This is a genomic window from Cognataquiflexum nitidum (assembly GCF_022538055.1).
Taxonomy (GTDB): domain Bacteria; phylum Bacteroidota; class Bacteroidia; order Cytophagales; family Cyclobacteriaceae; genus Cognataquiflexum; species Cognataquiflexum nitidum.
The window spans coordinates 13,215-32,780 of sequence record NZ_JAKZAM010000026.1; the positions used below are offsets into that span (position 1 = coordinate 13,215).

Here is a 19,566-nt window from a genome sequence, read left to right on the forward strand (position 1 = left end):
ACTATGGACCATAAACTATCGTCTCGACTTTTTCACTTCCTCAAATTCTTCGTCTCTATCCTATTCAATTCCTGTTGGAGGACATTTTTTGGAATCCACTCGCCACGGACCATGATACCTTGGACGTTTCGGAGATTGGACAGATTTTCTAAGGGATTTCCTTCCACCAATACAAAATCCGCTGAAGCACCGGTTGCGATCACGCCAAATTCTCCTTCTCTTTCAAAATACTTTGCCACGTTAACAGATCCGGTTTTTAGGATTTCATAAGGATTCATGCCGGCATCATGCATAGCAGAGATTTCATTGTGGATAGAAAATCCGGGAACGTTAAATACCTGTGGAGAATCTGACGCCATGACCATCGGCACGCCGCCACGGTGCAAGGCCATCAGCATCGTCTTTCTGAATTCAAGATAAGGCTTGACATTTTCTTCCTTGAGCATGCCCTGGTTTTCGAGAAGTTTCTTTTGGTTGACCCACTGCTGTACCTGTAGGCCGGGCATGTATTTCATGTCCGATTCCAAGCGGAACTCATCAGCAGGAATGTATCCAAAGAAGCGCTCAAACAAAGTCAGTGTGGGTGCGATCCAGGCTTTTTTCTCCACGGATAACTTTACCAGATCGGGGATTTTGGACATGTCCGCATATTTCAGGGCGAGCATGCTGAAGGATCCGGCCACCTGTGGATCAAGTTTGGATTTGTCAGTGACCAAAGCCTCGATATAGCCATCCATGTGTTCTACAGAACGATAACCATTGTTCAGGGAGTTGACCAAGCCGACGTCCAAGGAGATGTGTCCGCCAAATTTGATATCCACTTCCTTGGCGGTATTGGCGATGGCAAGGAACTTGGGCATATCCAATCCCGGGTGTAATTTGAGGTGGTCAAAACCTGCCGCTTTTTGGTCACGGACCATTTTGGCACCGCTTTCAGGATCTGCGACGGAATTGCCGTTGAGCGATTGTCCTGCTACAAAAATCCTCGGTCCTGTAATTTCACCGGAAGCTATTTTCTTTTTGAGTTCAAGGTGGGAATCATGGCCGATCATACCTCTCACATTGAGAATTCCATTGGCTAAGTAAAGCCACATGACATCCTGCATGTAGGAGAAATCTCCTGTTTCGGTAATTGGGATATGCGAATGCATTTCTGCCAAACCAGGGAAAGCATAGGCACCTTTGCCATCGATCTTTTCCATTTTCTCAAACTTGCCCAAGTCCTTTTTGGGATATATGCCGAAGACCTTATCTCCCCTGATATGGATAAATTGGTCTTTGAGCACCTTGTCATTTCGCATGCTGATGACATGAACATTGGTGACGATATATTCCTGGGCTTTTGACTGGAGGAATACTATTAGTACCAAACAAAGGGTCAGGAAATATTTTTGGATTGATCTCATGATTTTATCAGATCTTAGAAATGGATATTTATTGATACTGGATATTCATGGATATTGATCCTTGGAATGGAAGCTTTGGTAAGTTTTTATCCAATTTTTCAGATTGAAATTATGGATATTTATTGATACTGGATATTCATGGATATTGATCCTTGGAATGGAAGCTTTGATTTGAAATTCCCCTTTCTTATAAATGGATATTCATCGATACTGGATATTTATTGATACTGGATATTCATGGATATTTTATTTTAGACTCATCGTTTATATATCATACTGACGATTTGGAATAAATCCCTTTTTCATTTGAACCAAAATCCCCATTAGCTAAATCAAATTTTTTTCTGCTATTAGAATCCAGTACTCCTTTGAATGGTGCGGAAATATCAATTAGTACCAAATATCAATGAATATCTGCCTTTTTGAATTCACGGATAATATACCAAATAACCCTTAACCCATTAACCAAATAACCCATTAACCCATAACCAATTCCCTAATATCCAATCTCCATACTTCCCCCCTTGGGAATACTACCTTTCCAATCCGAATGGTGAAATGGTCCATTGGGATCATCTCTTCGCTGATAAGTATGTGCGCCAAAATAATCCCTTTGTGCCTGGATCAGATTGGCTGATGAATCGGTGGTAATCCTTCCATAAAAATAATTGATGGCGGCTGACATGACCGGCAAGGCATAATTGTGTTGTAAGCCTAAGCCAACGATATAAGAAAGGTCATACCGGAGTTCTTTGATCTTGGTTTTCATCTGCTTGGCTTTCAGCAGTGAACTGTTTTCCTTGTACAAAGCAACCATGTTTTCCATCAGTGTCGAGCGGATAATACATCCATTGGTCCAAATCCGTGATATCTCACTCATATTGAGGTTCCAGTTTTCAGTCAGGGAGACCTGATTCATTAATTCAAACCCTACTTCATGGTTGATGATGCGGGTGAGGGCGTAAGCGTTTTTGATTTTCTCAATCAGAATGACCTTGTCTTCTCCAAAAGCTCCGAAACGGTGACCGAAAAATGTAGCCAATTCTTCCCGCTCGTCTTTGTTGCCGGACAGCATCCTAGCGGTGACAGCTTCCGAAAGTGGGCTATAGGCGACATTGTATTTCAACGCGGTCGTCAATGACCAAGAGCCCGTTCCCTTTTGTCCGGCTTTGTCCAACACCTGATCGAGCAAGAAGTTTTTCCCTTCCTTGGCTAGCAGGATATCGGCAGTGATTTCCAGCAGGTAACTTTTCAGGCCTTCATTGGTCCAGGATTTCAGTGTTCTTGAAATTTCGGGATAGGAGAGTTTCAGGCCAAACTTCATCAGGTGGACAGTTTCTGCCAAAGTCTGCATTTCACCGTATTCGATGCTGTTATGGACCATTTTGATAAAATGTCCCGCACCCGAATTGCCAATAAAGCTGACACATGGCTCGCCGTTATGGTCTTTGGCGGCGATTTTTTTGAGGTAAGGGGATACCAAGTCATAAGCTTCCTGATTTCCGCTTGGCATCAAGGACGGTCCTTTTCTCGCTCCTTCTTCGCCTCCGGAAACTCCCATCGGGATAAAATGAAAGCCTTTGGAATTTAGCTCTTCGTACCTTCTTTTCGAATCTTCAAAAAATGAATTTCCCCCGTCAATGATGACATCTCCTGGCTCAAGCATCGGAAGTAATTGGGCGATCTGCATGTCTATTGCATTGCCGGCGGGGATCATCAGGAGAATTTTCTTTGGTTTTTTGAGGGAAAAAATAAATCCCTCTAATTCATCAAAACCTTTCAAAAGTGGAAAATCCGAATTTTCAGCGGCAAAAGTAGATGCTATTTTTTCCTCTTTTCCTTCTACATGCCTGTTGTATACTGCCGTAGGGATTCCGTTGTCAGCAAGGTTGAGTGCAAGGCTTTTGCCCATCACTCCCATGCCGATGACACCAAAGTGAAGTGAGGGCATATTGATTTCATCTATTTTAAGAATTTCCGCAACCATTTCTTCAGGAGTTTTTGAAATATCAATCCGATGTCCATATTCGGGTTCCTCCCAAGTTTCTAATTGGGAATCCAATAGGCCGGGATTCATATAATGGCCTTTTCGCAAAGAAAGCCTTTCGGTCAAAATATCTTTGCTGCCGATGAGGTGTAGCCATACTATCGAAGGAACTACTTGGAGGATTTGTCTGTAGTGTTCACGTAGTGCCGAACAGGCGAGGATTCCGCCGCCTGCTGATTCCCATGCTTTGATATTATCGGCAAGGTGCTCGAGCCAAGGCTGTCGGTCGTGGTCGGTCAGGGGAATTCCCTGTGTCATCTTTTCCACATTGGCTTTGGGATGAAAGTCATCCGCATCAAAAAAAGGCAGCCGAAGTTTCTTGGACAATAAGGAGCCCAAAGTTGTTTTTCCGCTTCCTGAAACACCTGTTACAATAATTATCATAGCCGAAATTAAGAAATTTAATTATTTTCACCATGAAGAGTTTGGGAAGGAATGATAACCACAGCTGAAAATAATATTGACCACATCTACACCAAAAAAGTCGGAGACCTACATTTCCGTGATTTATCGGTTTGTCAGGTCCATACCCCTGTTTTTGAAGTTGCCCGATTGATGGCTAGGGATAAGATTTCCTGCTTTTTTGTTGGAGATTCTCCCAATGAAATTATTGGATTCGTCACTGATATCACGCTACGGGATAGGGTCATCGCCGATAAGCTTTCTTTTGACACCCCTGTAGGAGAAATAATGGATAGGAATATCGTTTACATTCAGGATTCAGCTTTTCTGTATGAAGCGCTTTTGATGATGTTCCGGACCAAAACTCGTTACCTTTTGGTCAAAAACAAAGAAACATTTGTCGGGTGGATCAGTCGAAACAAAATCCTTTCCGAGCAGGCGCAGGGTCCTTTTGTTTTTATCCAATCTGTGAAGCAATCCATGGACACATATGAATTGAAAGAAAAGTGGCAGCAAGTTCCTCTTATCATCCATCAGCTGATCGAAAAAGGACTCAAATCACAGATTGTCAATCAGATCATCACCACCGTGGCGGATACCATCGCCCTAAGGATTATTGAAAATACCATCAGGGAAATAGGTGAACCCCCGGCCAAGTTTGTATTTTTTGTGCTTGGCAGCGAGGGAAGGGCAGAGCAAACCCTCAAAACCGATCAGGATAATGCCATCATCTATGAAGACAAGGGCAATGAACACCGCGAAATGGTCAGGGAATACTTTTTGGATTTTGCCGAAAGGGTTTCTTTCGCCTTAGATCAGGTAGGGTTTGTGTTTTGTAAAGGAGGTTTTATGGCTAAAAACCCAAAATGGACGCATTCTTTATCGCATTGGAAGCGGAATTATGAAAGCTGGATTCAGGAATCCACTCCCGAAACTGTCATGAAGTATTCGACCTTCTTCGACTGCCGTCCAATTTATGGAGAATTTGGGTTGTTGGAGGATTTGAAGAAATTTATGGATCAACAACTTGAAAAACCCTCCGAGAAGTTTTTTATAAATATGGGAACCAATGCGCTTCAATTTGAACCGCCATTGACTTTTTTCAAAAACATTAAAACATATAAAATCGATGGGGAGAAACATTTCAACATCAAAAAAACCATGACGCCAATTGTAGATCTGGTGCGCTTATTTGCCTTGAAATACAGAATTTTTGAACCAAACACCGGAGATCGAATCAGGTTGCTTGAAGAACAAAAAATCTTTACCGAAAGGGAAGCAAAGGAAATCTCGCACGCATACTATTACCTTATGGGACTAAGGCTTGAAAAGCAATCCCTACAACTAATAAAGAATAAAGAAAACCCAACAAACCATGTCAGTATTGATGAGCTGACCAAAGTGCAGATGGTAACATTGGTGGAAATATTCAAGGTGATCAAGGAATTTCAATTGAAAATCAAGATTGAATTTACTAAAAATATATTTTAGTAAAATTTGCATATCTTTTTTAAAAATTTTATAAAAGTCTATGATTTAACGTAAAAGTTTTTTTATTTTTGCATAGAAATACTGTTAACTGAATTTTATTAATTAAAAGTTTAATGAAGAAGGTAACCAAAGTAAGGTTACGTATTTCTTTTCCTTGATAGGATTGAAACCAAATTTAAATCGGTTTGTCACCTTCCTGATAGAAAAAAACAGTGTCACTCGAATTGTCAATTATTTCTAAAAAGTCTGAATCAAAAAACAGTCCTATGCTTAGCAATTATCCACTTTCAGAAGTAGAAAAAGCTTTCCAAAGAGAATCAGGTGTTGAAAAAATCACTACCCTGATTCCTTATCTCATGGTTGATAATTTTCCCAAACTTGGTCTCATCACTGCTTGCAGGTTTTTGGAATGGGTTTCGGAAAACCCTCAGGGAGTGATCAGTTTGCCAACAGGTAAAACCCCTGAATACTTCATCAAATGGACCCAATATCTTTTGGAGAATTGGGATACCAAAAAGGGAAAAGAGACTAGAGAGAAATATGGACTTGGGGCTGTCAAAAAACCATACCTCAAGGATTTGACTTTTGTGCAGATTGATGAGTTTTATCCGATTTCTTCAAAGCAAAAAAACAGTTTTTTTGACTATGTCAATAAATTTTACCTCGAAGGTTTCGGTCTGAGCAAAGAAAAGGCAATCTTGATTAATTCGGATGAGATTCCTTTGGCAGGTGGGAAGCACTTCAAGGAAGTTTTCCCGGACCTAAAAGTGGACCTTTCGCTAAGGTTCCGTGACCCTATAAACAACCTAGAAAAAATCCAACAAGAGTCTATTTACAAAATCGATCATTGGTGCGGCCAATATGAGCAAAAAATCAGAGACGCTGGAGGAATCGGGTTCTTTTTAGGTGGTATTGGGCCGGATGGCCACATTGCCTTTAACACACGTGGTTCGCATCTTTTTTCAACAACAAGGTTAACTGAAACCAACTTTGAAACCCAAGCTGTAGCGGCAGGGGATTTGGGAGGAATTGAAGTTTCGGCCAATAGGCTTGTAATCACGATAGGCTTGGACACCATCGTTTACAATCCAAACGCCGTTGGAATCATCATCGCTGCGGGTGAGGCCAAAGCCCAAATCGTAAAGGATTCCCTGGAGACTCCCTTGGACAACGTCTACCCGGCCACAGTACTCCAAAAACTGAAAAACGGACGTTTTTATCTTACCAAAGGTGCGGCGGTAAAGTTGACAGATTCTGTGGATGCCTATTACCGTCAAGGCGAATGGACTTGGGAAAAAACAGAAAGGGCTATCGTCGACCTTTGTAAAAAAATCAAAAAATATGGTCACCGTCTCAAAATGGAAGACCTAAAATCAGACAAATATACAGCAATGATTCCGGGATTGTCTGAAGAGACAGTCAATCAGGTAATGCAGAGCACAATTGACAAACTAAAAAGAGGGACTACTCAAGAAAAGAATGAAGTGCTGTTGCATACAGGGCCTCACCACGATGATATTTCTTTGGGGATTTTGCCACATATCACCAATCAATTGCATGAAAATAGCAATGAGGCCCATTTCTCGGTTTTAACATCCGGCTTTACAGCTGTGACCAATACTTTTGTGATTGATACTTTGCTCCAAACCAAAAAATTATTGGATGAAGGCAAAATCCAAATGGTTAAATTTGAAGACTTTTTTCAGGTTGGGTATAAGTTGAAGACTGATAAAGATGTTTATCATTTTCTGACCAATGTGGCCTCAGAAGATTTGGATGAGAGAATCAGGGGACTTTGCCACAGGGTAGTACGTGCAGTGGTGGATGTATTTGAAGTAAAGTCAGCGGTAAAGTTGAGGGAGACAATCAATGACATTATCAGCATCCTTCGGAATTCCTATGATGGGGAGAAGAACCCTGCTAAAATCCAGAAACTGAAAGGAATGATCAGAGAATTTGAGGAAGAATTGGTTTGGGCCCATTTTGGTGTTCAGGTGAAGAATGTTCATCATTTGAGGCTAGGGTTTTACACAGGGGATATTTTCACTGAGCAACCTGACAAAAAAAGAGATGTGGTTCCCATTGTTGAATTGTTCAAAAAAGTCAATCCAACCAAAATAAGTTTGACGCTTGATCCTGAGGGTTCAGGACCGGATACCCACTACAAAGTACTGCAGGCAACAGCCGAGGCAGTCAGACAGTGGGCTGAGGAAAAGGACCTAAGTAAGTTGCGGATTATCGGTTACAGAAACGTTTGGTTCAAATTCGAGCCTCATGAAGCCAATGTCATTGTGCCTGTATCATTGGGCGATATGTCAGTGATGGAGGATTCTTTTTCCAACTGTTATCTCAGTCAGGTAAATGCTTCTTTCCCGAGTTATTCGCATAATGGTAAATTTTCTACCGTTGCCAAGCGTACATGGGTTGGACAACTTGACGATATTCAGTTACTTTTGGGAAAAAATTATTTTTACCTTCATGAAAGTGCCAAAGTCCGGTCTAGTCATGGCCTGATCTTTTTCAAAGACATGAATGTTGAAGAGTTTTTGGCTCACGCCCGAGAGCTTGAAAAATCAATTGAAGGAATGCTTAATTGATTGGGGAGAAACCAAAATTTTGGAAAAAGGAGAATGAAATACATTCTTCTTTTTCTGTTTAAAGCTTAAAAACCTTAACCCTATGCTTAAAACCGAAAAACCTATTCTTGGACTTGACATTGGAGGCACCAATATCAAAGCAGGAGTTCTTGTTGGTTCCGATTTGATAGATGTCCGTACCATAGCTACCCCTTCACAGGAAAGTCAAGATTTTATCCTGGAAACCATAGCTGGATTGATTTCTTCCTATAGCCACCATGATTTTTATGCCATTGGAATAGGAATTCCCGGTTTGATAGACACAGATCAGGGAGTGGTTTTGAACCTTGAAAATATACCTTCTTTCAGAAGGGTGCATTTGAGGGAATTTTTGGAAGAAAGGTTTTCAAAACCGGTTTACATAAATAACGATGCCAATTGCTTTGCCTTAGGGGAATACAAGTTTGGAGCAGCAGGAATATACAGGCATGTTGTAGGAATTACACTTGGTACTGGCTTAGGCGCTGGAATCATCGTCAACGGCCATTTATATTGTGGATTTAATTGTGCTGCGGGAGAATGGTGCTCCGCCCCTTACTTAGATCAGGATTTTGAGTTTTATTGTAGCAATAAATTTTTTGATGCCAAATATGGTTCTAGAGCCAAAACCTTGGCAAAAAAAGCAAAAGAAGGTGATCTTGAGGCCATTAAAGCTTATGTGGAGTTTGGACATCATCTCGGTGAGTTGATTAAAAATATTCTTTACACTTTGGCGCCTCAAGCGATTGTATTGGGCGGATCCATCCGAAAAGCTTTCCCATATTTTCAGGAGAGTATGATGGCCAACATTGCAACCTTTAAATATCCTACTATCAGTCAAAATCTCAAGATTTTGATTTCGGATCTGGATGAAACAGCAATACATGGTGCAGTAGCTTTGGTGGATGAATACGCCGCACAAGTCGAGCCTGTAGCCAAAGCCTCCTGATTTTCTGTGTAGCTACTCGAAATATTATTTGGATACTGATCTCAGAAATGGCTGAGGTTTAAAAATATTCGTAAATTCGGGTTCTAGAACCCGAATTTTATGATTTATAATTCCATTATTGAAACCATCGGAAATACACCGATGGTAAGGTTGAACAGGCTGAACAAAGGCATTAAGGGAGAGATTCTCGTCAAAGTTGAATATTTCAATCCTGGAAATTCGATGAAAGACCGGATGGCCATCAAAATGGTCGAAGATGCGGAAGAAGCCGGATTTTTGAGACCGGGAGGGACAATCATAGAAGGCACAAGCGGTAATACCGGAATGGGATTGGCTTTGGCCGCCATTGCCAAAGGGTATAGGTGCATTTTTACGATGGCTGACAAGCAGTCCAAAGAGAAAATCGATATCCTCAAAGCAGTTGGTGCAGAAGTGATAGTATGTCCGACCAATGTGACTCCGGATGATCCAAGGTCTTATTATTCTGTGGCCAAAAAACTTAATCAGGATATTCCCAACTCTTTTTATCCTAACCAATACGATAACTTATCCAATTCGCTGGCCCATTACGAGACTACAGGTCCCGAAATCTGGCACGATACAGAAGGAAAAATTACCCATTATGCTGCCGGAGTGGGAACAGGAGGATCGATGTGTGGTACGGCCAAATACCTGAAAGAACAAAATCCTGATATTATCACTGTGGGAATTGATACCTATGGTTCGGTTTTCAAAAAATATAAAGAAACAGGAATCTTCGACGAAAATGAAATTTACCCTTACCTGACTGAAGGGATTGGCGAGGATATTTTGCCAAAAAATGTCGATTTTTCACTGATTGATCACTTTATCAAAGTGACTGATAAAGATGCAGCCGTCATGACAAGAAGACTGTCACGGGAAGAAGGACTTTTTGTCGGATGGTCTTGCGGGTCTGCGGTCCATGGTGCTTTGGAATATGCCAAAGAAAACCTGAAAGAAGGAGACCGCATGGTGATCATCCTTCCTGACCATGGGACGAGGTATCTTGGCAAAATCTACAATGACGATTGGATGAGAAACCATGGTTTTCTTGAAAACAAAACTTTTGGAACAGCCCGAGATATCATCAGTGCTAGAAATGGCAGTTACCAATTGGTAGTTTCCCACAAAAATGACAAAGTCAAAGATGCCATCCACTTGATGAACGGGAAAAGCGTTTCCCAGATCCCTGTTTTGGAAGATGGTCATGTGGTCGGTTGCCTTACAGACAGCAAATTGTTGACAAAAATAATTGAGAATCCTGAACTGAAGGACGCAACAGTCGCCGATGTGATGGAAGCATCCATGAAATTTGTGGCTTTGGACAGCACCTTGGATGTCTTGAGTTCGATGTTGGATAAAGAGAAAGCAGTTTTGGTAAGAGATGATAACCATCAGATCCATATTGTCACCAAACATGATATCTTGGAAGCAATGACAAAATAATGGTTAAATGGTTATTGGGTTATTTGTATAGGTTTTTTGATGATAAATGGAATTAAAAAATTGAATAATCCTTTCATCCCAAACTTCGAATTTTTCTCAAATCTCAAATCTCAAATCTCAAATCTCATGTCTCAAATCTCAAATCTCTTGTCTTTTAAATGAGTAAAGAAAAATTACAACAACTCCGGATCAAAGGCTACGATTTTGATTTTAAGGACATATTTCAAAGGGCTTGGCATATGTTTCTCAAGCAACCGGTTTTGAGTATCGCATATACCATGCTTATCATTTCTTTACAATTGATGGCGGCAGTGTACCTTCAGAAATTCGCCTTTGTCTTTGCGCTGTTTTTGGCACCTCCACTCTATTCCGGGTTTTATCTCGCCGCCAATAGGATCAGTTTGGGATTGCCTATAATCTATCCGGACTTCTTCAAGGGATTCAGTTTTTACATGCCGATTTTTTTTATATGGTTGGTTGGACAAATTTTGGTTGCTTTAGGCCTGTTTGCATTTTTGATTCCGGGAATTTACCTCGCAGTAGGGTACAGCTTTGCGGTTTTGATGGCTTTGTTTGGTGGATTTGATTTTTGGACAGCATTGGAAGAAAGCAGAAAGTTGATCACTGTGAGGTGGTGGAAATTTTTTGTTTTTACTTTAATCTTGATTGTCCTTAACTTATTAGGTTTTGTAACACTTTTTGTTGGTTTGTTTGTGACAGTCCCAATTACCTTCTATGCAACCTATATTCTTTTTGAGGATTTGACAAAAGATATCTTTTCGGAATAGAAAAATATGGTTATCCGCTTCTTTGTCAATTACCTAATATTCTATTTCAATTGGGAGGGAAGGCCGGAGTCGGAAGCCCCCCGCCTGTCGTCGGGCAGGGATGTACTGGACTATTCCAATCTCCCAACAAGATTTACATAGAATTACCATTCAAGTTGAATCATCGCGTACAATACATGTAAAGGTGATTCTTGGCAATAGTAAATAAGAATGGTTGATGCTGTTCTGTGGGTATCCACTTTCTGGCCATTAACTATATAAAACTCGGATTGAAGTTCCATCGCAGTGGCTATGGACTATTGTCTATTGACTTATTCACCATGACTGATTTTGGTTGACCCTTTTTTGTCTAGTGGCAAAGTAGCTGATAATCCTATACTGTTTTTTTTTCAATTCCCATTTCCTAACTTCCGCCTATGAAGCACCTTAAGAAAATTGGGTTTTACGCAGCCTTTATTCTGCCTGTCTTATTGATTGGAGGTTTTTATTTGGGGGGATGGAATTTGATGATGATCCATGCATTTGTTTTTATTTTGGTGCCTTTTCTGGATTTTCTCATCCGAACCGATCGTGTCAATATTCCGGAAAATGAAATCTCCGATGTTTCCAAAGAGCAATTCTATCGCTTTGTGACCTTCATTTGGGTATATGTACAGCTTGTGGTTTTGGTTTGTGGTTTTTATGCTGTGGCAAATACTCCTTTGTCTTTGGCTGAGTGGTTGGCTTTTTCCACAGGAATGGCCTTGGTAACTGGAGGAATAGGAATTACTGTAGCGCATGAGTTGGGGCACAAAGCCGAAGCTTTAGAGCAGTTTTACGCCAAGGTTTTATTGATGACTGTCTGCTACATGCACTTTATCATTGAGCACAACAGGGGACATCATGTTCGGGTAGCAACTTTGGAAGACCCTGCTACGAGCAGGTTTGGGGAGACTTTTTACAGCTTTTGGTGGAGGTCTGTCAAAGATGGGTATTTGAGTGCCCTTGAATTGGAAAAGGAAAGACTTCACAAGAAAGGCCTTCCTGCCAGGTCAAGCCAAAATCAGATGATCTGGTTTACCCTGCTGCCGTTGGCATTTGTGGGGATATTTACCCTTATGTTTTCATTTATGCAAGACAGGTTTGTGTGGGAAGTTCCGGTTTTGTTTTTTGCACAGAGTTTCTTTGGATTCAGTTTATTGGAATTGGTAAATTACATTGAGCATTATGGGATGGCAAGAAAACTATTGCCAAATGGCCGATATGAAAAAGTAACTCCTTTGCATTCTTGGAATGCGAGTCATTTGGTTTCTAATTTTTTATTGTTCCAGCTACAGCGACATTCTGACCATCATGCCTTTGCGTACAAGCGCTATCAGGTTTTGAATCATTATGACGAAAGTCCCCAATTGCCGCAGGGATATTCGGCCATGATTATTTTGGCATTGTTTCCTCCTTTGTGGTTCAAGGTAATGGACAGGAGGTTGGAAGATTGGAAGGAGAAAGTGGGGGGCTGAGTTTTTTATATTAATCCAACAAAAAGTTATTGAAGAAAGTACTCTTCAGTCCAAGCCAAGCGAGGAACAACAGGATTCCCCAAAAGAGATATACCCGGTAGTAATCTGTAGTTTCCTTGTATCTGGATTCAAGGATTTCTGCTTTTTCCATGTTGTTGATCTGATCAAAAATCTGCTCCAAGGCATTGTCATCTGAAGCCCTGAAAAACTCCCCATTGCCGATTCCTGCAATTTCCCTGAGTGTTGTTTCGTCCAGGTAGCTCTCGACCATCTGCGGTCTTCCAAAGAAGTCCACGCCATAAGGAACCATACCGTCTTTGCCCACTGCAATGGTGTAGATCTTGATATTCATAGCAGCAGCCAATTGCGCAGCAAAAAGTGGATCGACATTACCGGCATTGCTCTCGCCGTCACTAAGAAGGATCATGACCTTACTTTTGGAATCGGATTCCCGCATCCTGTTGGTTCCGGCAGCCAAAGCTGATCCGATGGCAGTACCTTTTGCATCCATCATATTGAATGAAATATCCTTGACCAAATCAGTCAGCAGGGCATAATCTGTGGTCAAAGGTGCAAGCGAATAGGCCTCTCCTGAGAATATCACCATCCCTATTCTGTCTCCAAACCGTCCGTTGATAAAGTCAATTGCTGTTTCTTTAGCAGCCTCAAGCCTGTTTGGTTTGAAATCCTGTAGGTCCATCGATTCTGAAATATCCATCACGATCATGATGTCAATCCCCTCTGTGGACTGCTCGACCCTTTCGTTGCTTTTTTGAGGCCGGGCCAAAGCGATGACAATCATCCACACTGCGAAGATAAACATCAGCGCGGGAATCAACCGAAGGTAAGTCCATGGATTGTTTTGCGAAACCGTACCAGGTAGTGAAAGCTCGAGAACAGGATTTTTGAGAAATTTTACAAACTTTCTCAAGACCAAAATCAAAGGTGCAATCCATAAAAGATGTAGTGCCCAAAGGTTTTCCCATTCAAAAGTCTTGAAGGTCTCAGGCAAAAACCAGAACCAAGAAAAAAAGTCAGCGATATTATTTGGATTCATCTTGTTCGGTTATCTTTTTCTTGAAAGAATCTGTGCAGATGTCTTTGAGGTTATTGCAGGTTTCGGTGATGTCTTTTCCTTCCTTGCCGGCATAGATTACCATTTCGATGGCTCTAAAATCCTTGATGATCTCCTTGTTGTCGAGGAATTCTGAAATCTCCGTAGTAGTCCACTCTCTGAATGGCCGGTCATTGAGGTGTTCCATATAGGTCTTCCAGAGGCCAAGGAGTTCATCGGCTTGTGCCATATCCGGTGAAGCAGCAAAGGCTGTTTCGGCGGCATTCCACCTTTTGACAAAACGCTTGTACTTTTGTTTTTCTCTCCAATTCTCCCACTTTCTTTTGATTTTTTTACCGAAAACAACCAGTACGATTATAGCCAAAACTGCAATTATCCCCAAAATCAAGAGCAATACCAGCATGTTGAATTCGGTAGGAATGGGTTGGTAGACGTTGTTGTCCTTAAATCCCAATTCTTCAGGAAGCGGGTCAATGGTCAGTTTCAATGCCAAACCTGCTTCCAAAGGCAAGTGTACCAAACTGTCAAATCTGAAAACTTCATATACTGGAAGGGTGAGTTTGGCAACAGGATCAAGAGAAAAATTGCTTACATAGTAAACCACCGAATCAACAGTGACATCCTCTTGCGTGGAGGAAATGAAGGATTTTTTCTCCAAGAGGACAAATGGAAAGTAATTATGTGTCGAGTCCGGGAAAACAATATTTACTCCCGGTTTTGATTTTGCTTTGAGGACATATCCCACCCTTTCGCCAAGCATGGCCGAATCCTGCATAAAATAGCCTTCTACCTCAAGGTCCTGGGAATGGCTCTGCTGAGGTATAAGAAAGTAGCTGATTATGCAAAGGAAGAATAATACTTTACCCACGTTTCATTGTCCGGTTACGGTTTTTGAATAATTCTATCAAAGGAATCACGATGTCTTCCTTGGTGCTGATGCCCAGGTAATTGATCTGGTTTTTCTTACAAATGGTTTTAAGATGGTCCCTTTCGGAAGTAAATGTATCTGCAATTTTTTTGGAAAAGCTTCCAAAAGCAGTATTTACCCAAGTTGTCCTGCCTTCTTCTTTGTCATATACCGGAATAATGCCAAGTGCGGGAAGGGCGGATTCCCTGGGGTCTGTCACTTGGACAGCTACAAGGTCATGTCTTTGGGCCAAAGCTTTGAAAGGTCGCTCATAACCCTCGTCAATAAAATCCGAAATCACGATCACAATGCTTCTCTTCTTGATCAGGTTCAGCGCAAAGTTAAACATTTCTGTCAGGTTGGTTTTTTGGGAAATGTTTTTGTGCCCAAAGATTCCCTGAATGATTTTCACTCCTTGTTTCGGGCCTTTTCCCGGTAGGATGATTTTTTCTTTTTGATCTGAATAAGAAATCAATCCGACCTGGCTTCCTTCAAATACAGCCGCCAAAGTCAAAACGCCGGCAATCTCTTTTCCGATATCTATTTTCTTTTTCCCTTCCTGTCCGATATCCTGCGACCCGCTGATGTCTATGAGGAAATAGACCGATTGGTCTTTGTCTTCCCTAAAGGTTTTGACAAAGGTGCCATGGCCTTTGGCGGATACTTTCCATTCTATCGTCCTGAAGTCATCTCCGTATTGGTAGGGCCTCAGGTCATCAAATTCCAATCCCGCACCTTTGAAGATGGATTGATAGTCACCCTGAAGCTGGTTGTTGACCACCTTCCGGATCATAATCTCGTACCTTCTGAGTTTTTTGAGCAGTTCGTTCATGGCTGATTTTTCAAAGGCCTAAATTAAGGTTGATAATTGAATTAAAAAACGATATGTGATCATCGGACGTAAGGTAAACCAATCAATTTTCTTGTTCATTGTCGGAATTGATTAATTTTGGTCTGTGAAAAATAAAATCTTTCTTTTGATAATGCTTTTTGTGGGAATTGCCTGCAGCAAGCAAGAAATCCCCGAAGGTATCTTGTCCGAAGATAAAATGGTGGAAGTGCTCATAGATATCCATCTGGCTGAAGGTATGGTTTCATCATTTCCGATTCATTTTGACTCTTCAAGATTGTTATACCCATATTTTGAAAATGAGGTTTTTTTAAAACATGATATCGCTGATACTGTTTTTAAAAAGAGCTTGGAATACTACATGTTGGACATAAAGACGATGGACAGGTTATATGCCAGGACAATTGACTCCCTTCATGTAGTAGAAAAAGCAAGAACCCCTAATTCCAACCCATGATTTACCCTAAAAATCTCGAAGAGAAAATCAATTTCACCAAAATCCGGGAATTGTTGAAAGAAGCATGCACCGGACCCCTTGGGATGGATTTTGTGGATAAAATGGGATATTCCAAGGACCCCAACCTGGTCGGCAAGCTTCTAGACCAAACAGCCGAATTCAAAGCCATCCTCGAATCAGGGGAATTGTTTCCTTCCTCTAATTTCACCAATATCTATCCCTACCTCGAGAAAGCAAAAATCGAAGGTACCTTTCTTTACGAAGAAGAGTTTCACGAAATAAGGCTCTCCCTTTTTACATTAAGCCGCTGCATTGAGTTTTTCAAAGACCATGAAGAAACCTATCCCAACCTCTACAATTTGCTTGGATTGGTGGCCTTGGACAATACAATCCTCAAAGCAATAGAGCGGATAATTGATGAAAAGGGAAAAATCCGAAACAATGCCTCACAGGAACTTTCCCTGATCCGTTCTCAGATTTTATATGAAGAAAATCGGCTGAGGAAGGTTTTGGACAGGATTTTCAGGGATGCAAAAGCCAAAGGATTGACTCCTGAGGATGCCTCCGTGACCATTCGAGGTGGGAGGATGGTCATTCCGGTTTTGGCTGAAAGCAAAAGAAAAATCAAAGGTTTCATCCATGATGAGTCTGCCACAGGTCAGACAGTTTATCTTGAACCAGCAGAGGTTTTGGACATCAACAATGAGTTGAAGGACTTGGAGTACATGGAAAAAAGGGAAATCCAAAAGATCCTTACCAAACTCACTGATACTGTGAGGCCAAATATTCCTGAACTCAGGCGAGCATATCATTTCCTTGGTATGGTGGATTTTATCCGCGCTAAGGCCAAGTTTGCCATCAAAACCAACTCCTCCCGTCCTATTCTGAAAAAAGAAAGACAGTTGGAATGGAGCAATGCAAGACATCCACTGCTGGAGTTTGCCTTGAAGCAGCAGCACAAAAAAATCGTTCCGCTCAATATCACTTTGGACCATAATAGGAGGTTGCTAGTGATTTCGGGACCCAATGCCGGCGGCAAATCCGTGACTTTGAAAACCGTAGCTATGGTCCAATATATGCTGCAATGCGGTTTGTTGGTTCCGATGGACGGCCATTCCACCTGTTCACTGTTCGATAATTTTTTCATCGATATTGGGGATGAGCAGAATATTGAAAACGACCTCAGTACCTATAGCTCACATTTGATGAGCATGAAGTATTTTACTGAGTTTGCGGACAAAAAGACCATTCTTTTCATTGATGAATTTGGAACCGGAACCGAACCGCAGTTTGGCGGTGCTATTGCCGAAGGTATTTTGCTTGCCTTGAATAAAACAGGGGCCTATGGAGTTTTGACCACACATTACGGTAATCTGAAGCAAGTCGCCTCCAAAAACCAAGGATTAGTAAACGGGGCGATGAGATATGATGTCGAGAAACTAGAACCTTTATATCAATTGGATTTGGGCAAGCCTGGAAGCTCCTTTGCCTTGGAGATCGCCTCTAAAATCGGCATTTCAAAAGATATCATTGACTATGCCAAAATGCATATCGGCGAAGACCGTGTCAAATATGATAAGATGCTGACCAAGCTGGAAAATCAGCTTGCCAACTATGAGCAGCTGGTCAATGAAAACAAGAAGAAAGAAAGGGTTTTGGACTTGAAAGTCAAAGAATACACAGCGCTCAAAGACAATATCGATCAGAATAAGAAGAAATTCATTCAGGACGCAAAAGCTGAAGCCAAAATGCTTTTGGATGAGGTTAACAAAAAGATTGAAAACACGATTTCTGATATCAAAAAAAGCAAAGGAGACAAAGAAATCACCAAGCAGCTGCGAACAGAAATCGAGGACTTAAAAGTCAAAATCAAGCCTGAGAAAAAAGTTATTGTCATTCCTGAAATCAAAGACTTGGAAGGTGAAATTCAGGTGGGGGATTTTGTGAGATTGATTGACAATGGCGCAATAGCACAGGTATTGGCTTTGAAGAAAAAAGAAGCCGAAATCAGTATCGGAGACTTGAAGTCCACCGTCAAGATCAACCGGCTTCAAAAGATTTCACTTTCAGAAGTCAAGAAAGAAAAGAAAACTTTTGCTAAAAGGACAGGATTTGATACCAATGCCAAAATGCTTGAATTTTCTCCCAACCTTGATATCCGAGGCTTGAGAGGAGAAGAAATTCTTCCTTTGGTTCAGGCTTTTGTAGATGATGGCTATATGCTTGGCCTCAAAGACTTAAGGATAGTTCACGGCAAGGGAAATGGGATTTTGAAGGAAATTACCCGTAATCTTTTAAGAAATATGAATCAGGTGGCCAAACTTGAGGATGAACATGCCGATAGAGGTGGGGCGGGAGTGACCTTGGTTACGCTCAAAGCATAAAAAAGGGCATCCCAACTATTTTTGGGATGCCCTTTTGAATTTCAAGAAGATATAAAAATCACGATTTCTTTTTAAGGGTAAATACATAGCTTCCCAACACTGCTGCTGTTCCCAACTGACGGGCTCCCGGGGCTACAATGCTGAATCTTAAAATCAGATTGTCTCCTGTTCTGGTCCAAGAGATTTCGTTGTTTGCTACTGGTTTTGATCCTGTAAGCAAAAGTTTATCAAGTCCTCCCGTTACAAAAGACCAATTTCCATTTGCATCAAAAAGGTCATTGCTATTGATGGTGTTGTAAGTTTTACTTGAGGCGTTTGCAGAGAGTGTTAATTCAAAAGATTGATATATATTCGTTTCTGACCTTCCGTCCCTCACTACAGAACCACCTCCTGCGATTACCCAAATTTGAGAAGAGCCATTCGTCAATTCTTCGATTGCGAGTTCTTCGGGAGTTTTGTTTGGAGTAGGATCGTCTTTTTTATCCTTACAAGAAAAAATCCCAAGGACCATCAATCCAATGAGTAGGATGCTAAATATTTGTTTTTGCATAATTTCTAAGCGATTTATTTTCTGTAAAATTAATCATTCAGTCGAATAATCAAAGTTTTTGCTTGTGCTTGAAATCTTCAATTTTGATCTCATTAGGGCAAAAACCGTACTCTTTGGGATCATTGGAACAGACGAAAAGTGTCTTATTCTTCGAAAATTGTTTTACCAACTGCAAATACCAATCTACACCCTGCTTATCGAGGTTGGAGGTGGGTTCGTCTAAAAAAACAAGTTTACTTTCAGAAAAAAAACACAAACCTAGCTTTAATCTTTGTTTCATGCCTGATGAAAACTGCGAAACAGTTTTGTTTCGGTGAGTTTTAAGATATAAAATGTCCATCATTTCATCCAAAGTCAGATTGTCAACAGGCCTTTTAAATTTAAAATGAAACTGAAGAAGTTCTATCAATGTAAACTCCTCCGGGAGTTCCATATATGGGGCAGTAATGACTATGGAATTAAAAATACTTTCCGATTTAATCTCTTTTTCTTGGTCAAAATATTGGATTGTTCCCTTCGTCAACGGATTCACTCCCGACAAGCATTTGAGTAATGTTGACTTTCCTGACCCATTGCTGCCTGTGATAGCCCAATGGGATAAAGAAGGGATATGAAGGTCTATATCTTTAAAAATCCAATCGTATTGATATCTTTTCGATACCTGACTCAGCTTCAGCTCCAT

Annotated in this window: 15 protein-coding genes; 8 read left to right on the forward strand and 7 right to left on the reverse strand. The window is 41.0% G+C overall.

Annotation, left to right across the window (positions count from 1 at the left end; translation table 11 throughout):
- Nucleotides 1-32 precede the first annotated feature (32 nt).
- Complete coding sequence (locus MMU07_RS16170; protein WP_241127238.1) at nt 33-1,406, reverse strand: amidohydrolase family protein; 1,374 nt, start codon at nt 1,404-1,406, stop codon at nt 33-35.
- Between the two features lie 496 nt (nt 1,407-1,902).
- A complete protein-coding gene (gene gndA / locus MMU07_RS16175) occupies nt 1,903-3,837 on the reverse strand; it encodes an NADP-dependent phosphogluconate dehydrogenase (protein WP_241127240.1) in 1,935 nt (644 codons plus the stop codon).
- 51 nt (nt 3,838-3,888) lie between these two features.
- On the opposite strand from gndA, the gene MMU07_RS16180 reads away from it, so the two are divergent.
- From MMU07_RS16180 to MMU07_RS16205, 6 genes are all read left to right on the forward strand, one after another.
- Nucleotides 3,889-5,346: a DUF294 nucleotidyltransferase-like domain-containing protein gene (locus MMU07_RS16180; RefSeq protein ID WP_241127242.1), complete on the forward strand. Its 1,458-nt coding sequence runs from the start codon at nt 3,889-3,891 to the stop codon at nt 5,344-5,346.
- Between the two features lie 266 nt (nt 5,347-5,612).
- Nucleotides 5,613-7,943: a glucosamine-6-phosphate isomerase gene (locus MMU07_RS16185; protein WP_241127244.1), complete on the forward strand. Its 2,331-nt coding sequence runs from the start codon at nt 5,613-5,615 to the stop codon at nt 7,941-7,943.
- 82 nt (nt 7,944-8,025) lie between these two features.
- On the forward strand, nt 8,026-8,910 hold the full coding sequence (locus MMU07_RS16190) for an ROK family protein (protein WP_241127246.1): 885 nt from the start codon (nt 8,026-8,028) through the stop codon (nt 8,908-8,910).
- A 99-nt stretch (nt 8,911-9,009) separates the two neighbouring features.
- Nucleotides 9,010-10,377: a cystathionine beta-synthase gene (locus MMU07_RS16195; protein ID WP_241127248.1), complete on the forward strand. Its 1,368-nt coding sequence runs from the start codon at nt 9,010-9,012 to the stop codon at nt 10,375-10,377.
- A gap of 158 nt (nt 10,378-10,535) precedes the next feature.
- Nucleotides 10,536-11,165, forward strand: coding sequence for a DUF2189 domain-containing protein (locus MMU07_RS16200; RefSeq protein ID WP_241127252.1), 630 nt, complete (start codon nt 10,536-10,538; stop codon nt 11,163-11,165).
- A 416-nt stretch (nt 11,166-11,581) separates the two neighbouring features.
- Complete coding sequence (locus MMU07_RS16205) at nt 11,582-12,661, forward strand: alkane 1-monooxygenase (protein ID WP_241127253.1); 1,080 nt, start codon at nt 11,582-11,584, stop codon at nt 12,659-12,661.
- A 10-nt stretch (nt 12,662-12,671) separates the two neighbouring features.
- Here the strand turns inward: MMU07_RS16205 and MMU07_RS16210 are convergent, their stop codons facing one another.
- The 3 genes from MMU07_RS16210 to MMU07_RS16220 are packed head-to-tail and all read right to left on the reverse strand — an operon-like array spanning nt 12,672 to nt 15,475.
- On the reverse strand, nt 12,672-13,718 hold the full coding sequence (locus tag MMU07_RS16210; RefSeq protein ID WP_241127255.1) for a vWA domain-containing protein: 1,047 nt from the start codon (nt 13,716-13,718) through the stop codon (nt 12,672-12,674).
- Nucleotides 13,705-14,604: a hypothetical protein gene (locus tag MMU07_RS16215; protein ID WP_241127257.1), complete on the reverse strand. Its 900-nt coding sequence runs from the start codon at nt 14,602-14,604 to the stop codon at nt 13,705-13,707. Before MMU07_RS16215 ends, MMU07_RS16210 begins: the two co-directional genes overlap by 14 nt.
- Nucleotides 14,597-15,475, reverse strand: coding sequence for a DUF58 domain-containing protein (locus tag MMU07_RS16220; RefSeq protein WP_241127259.1), 879 nt, complete (start codon nt 15,473-15,475; stop codon nt 14,597-14,599). Before MMU07_RS16220 ends, MMU07_RS16215 begins: the two co-directional genes overlap by 8 nt.
- Before the next feature lie 124 nt (nt 15,476-15,599).
- Here MMU07_RS16220 and MMU07_RS16225 point away from each other — a divergent pair, with 124 nt between their 5' ends.
- Complete coding sequence (locus MMU07_RS16225; RefSeq protein WP_241127261.1) at nt 15,600-15,950, forward strand: DUF4296 domain-containing protein; 351 nt, start codon at nt 15,600-15,602, stop codon at nt 15,948-15,950.
- Nucleotides 15,947-18,334 carry an endonuclease MutS2 gene (locus tag MMU07_RS16230; RefSeq protein WP_241127270.1) on the forward strand — a complete coding sequence of 796 codons (2,388 nt, stop codon included), beginning with the start codon at nt 15,947-15,949 and terminating at the stop codon, nt 18,332-18,334. The genes MMU07_RS16225 and MMU07_RS16230 overlap by 4 nt, the downstream gene beginning before the upstream one ends.
- Before the next feature lie 58 nt (nt 18,335-18,392).
- On the opposite strand, the gene MMU07_RS16235 is transcribed toward MMU07_RS16230, so the two are convergent.
- Both MMU07_RS16235 and MMU07_RS16240 read right to left on the reverse strand, forming a co-directional pair.
- Nucleotides 18,393-18,884, reverse strand: coding sequence for a hypothetical protein (locus tag MMU07_RS16235; protein ID WP_241127272.1), 492 nt, complete (start codon nt 18,882-18,884; stop codon nt 18,393-18,395).
- A 49-nt stretch (nt 18,885-18,933) separates the two neighbouring features.
- Nucleotides 18,934-19,566, reverse strand: coding sequence for an ABC transporter ATP-binding protein (locus tag MMU07_RS16240; protein WP_241127274.1), 633 nt, complete (start codon nt 19,564-19,566; stop codon nt 18,934-18,936).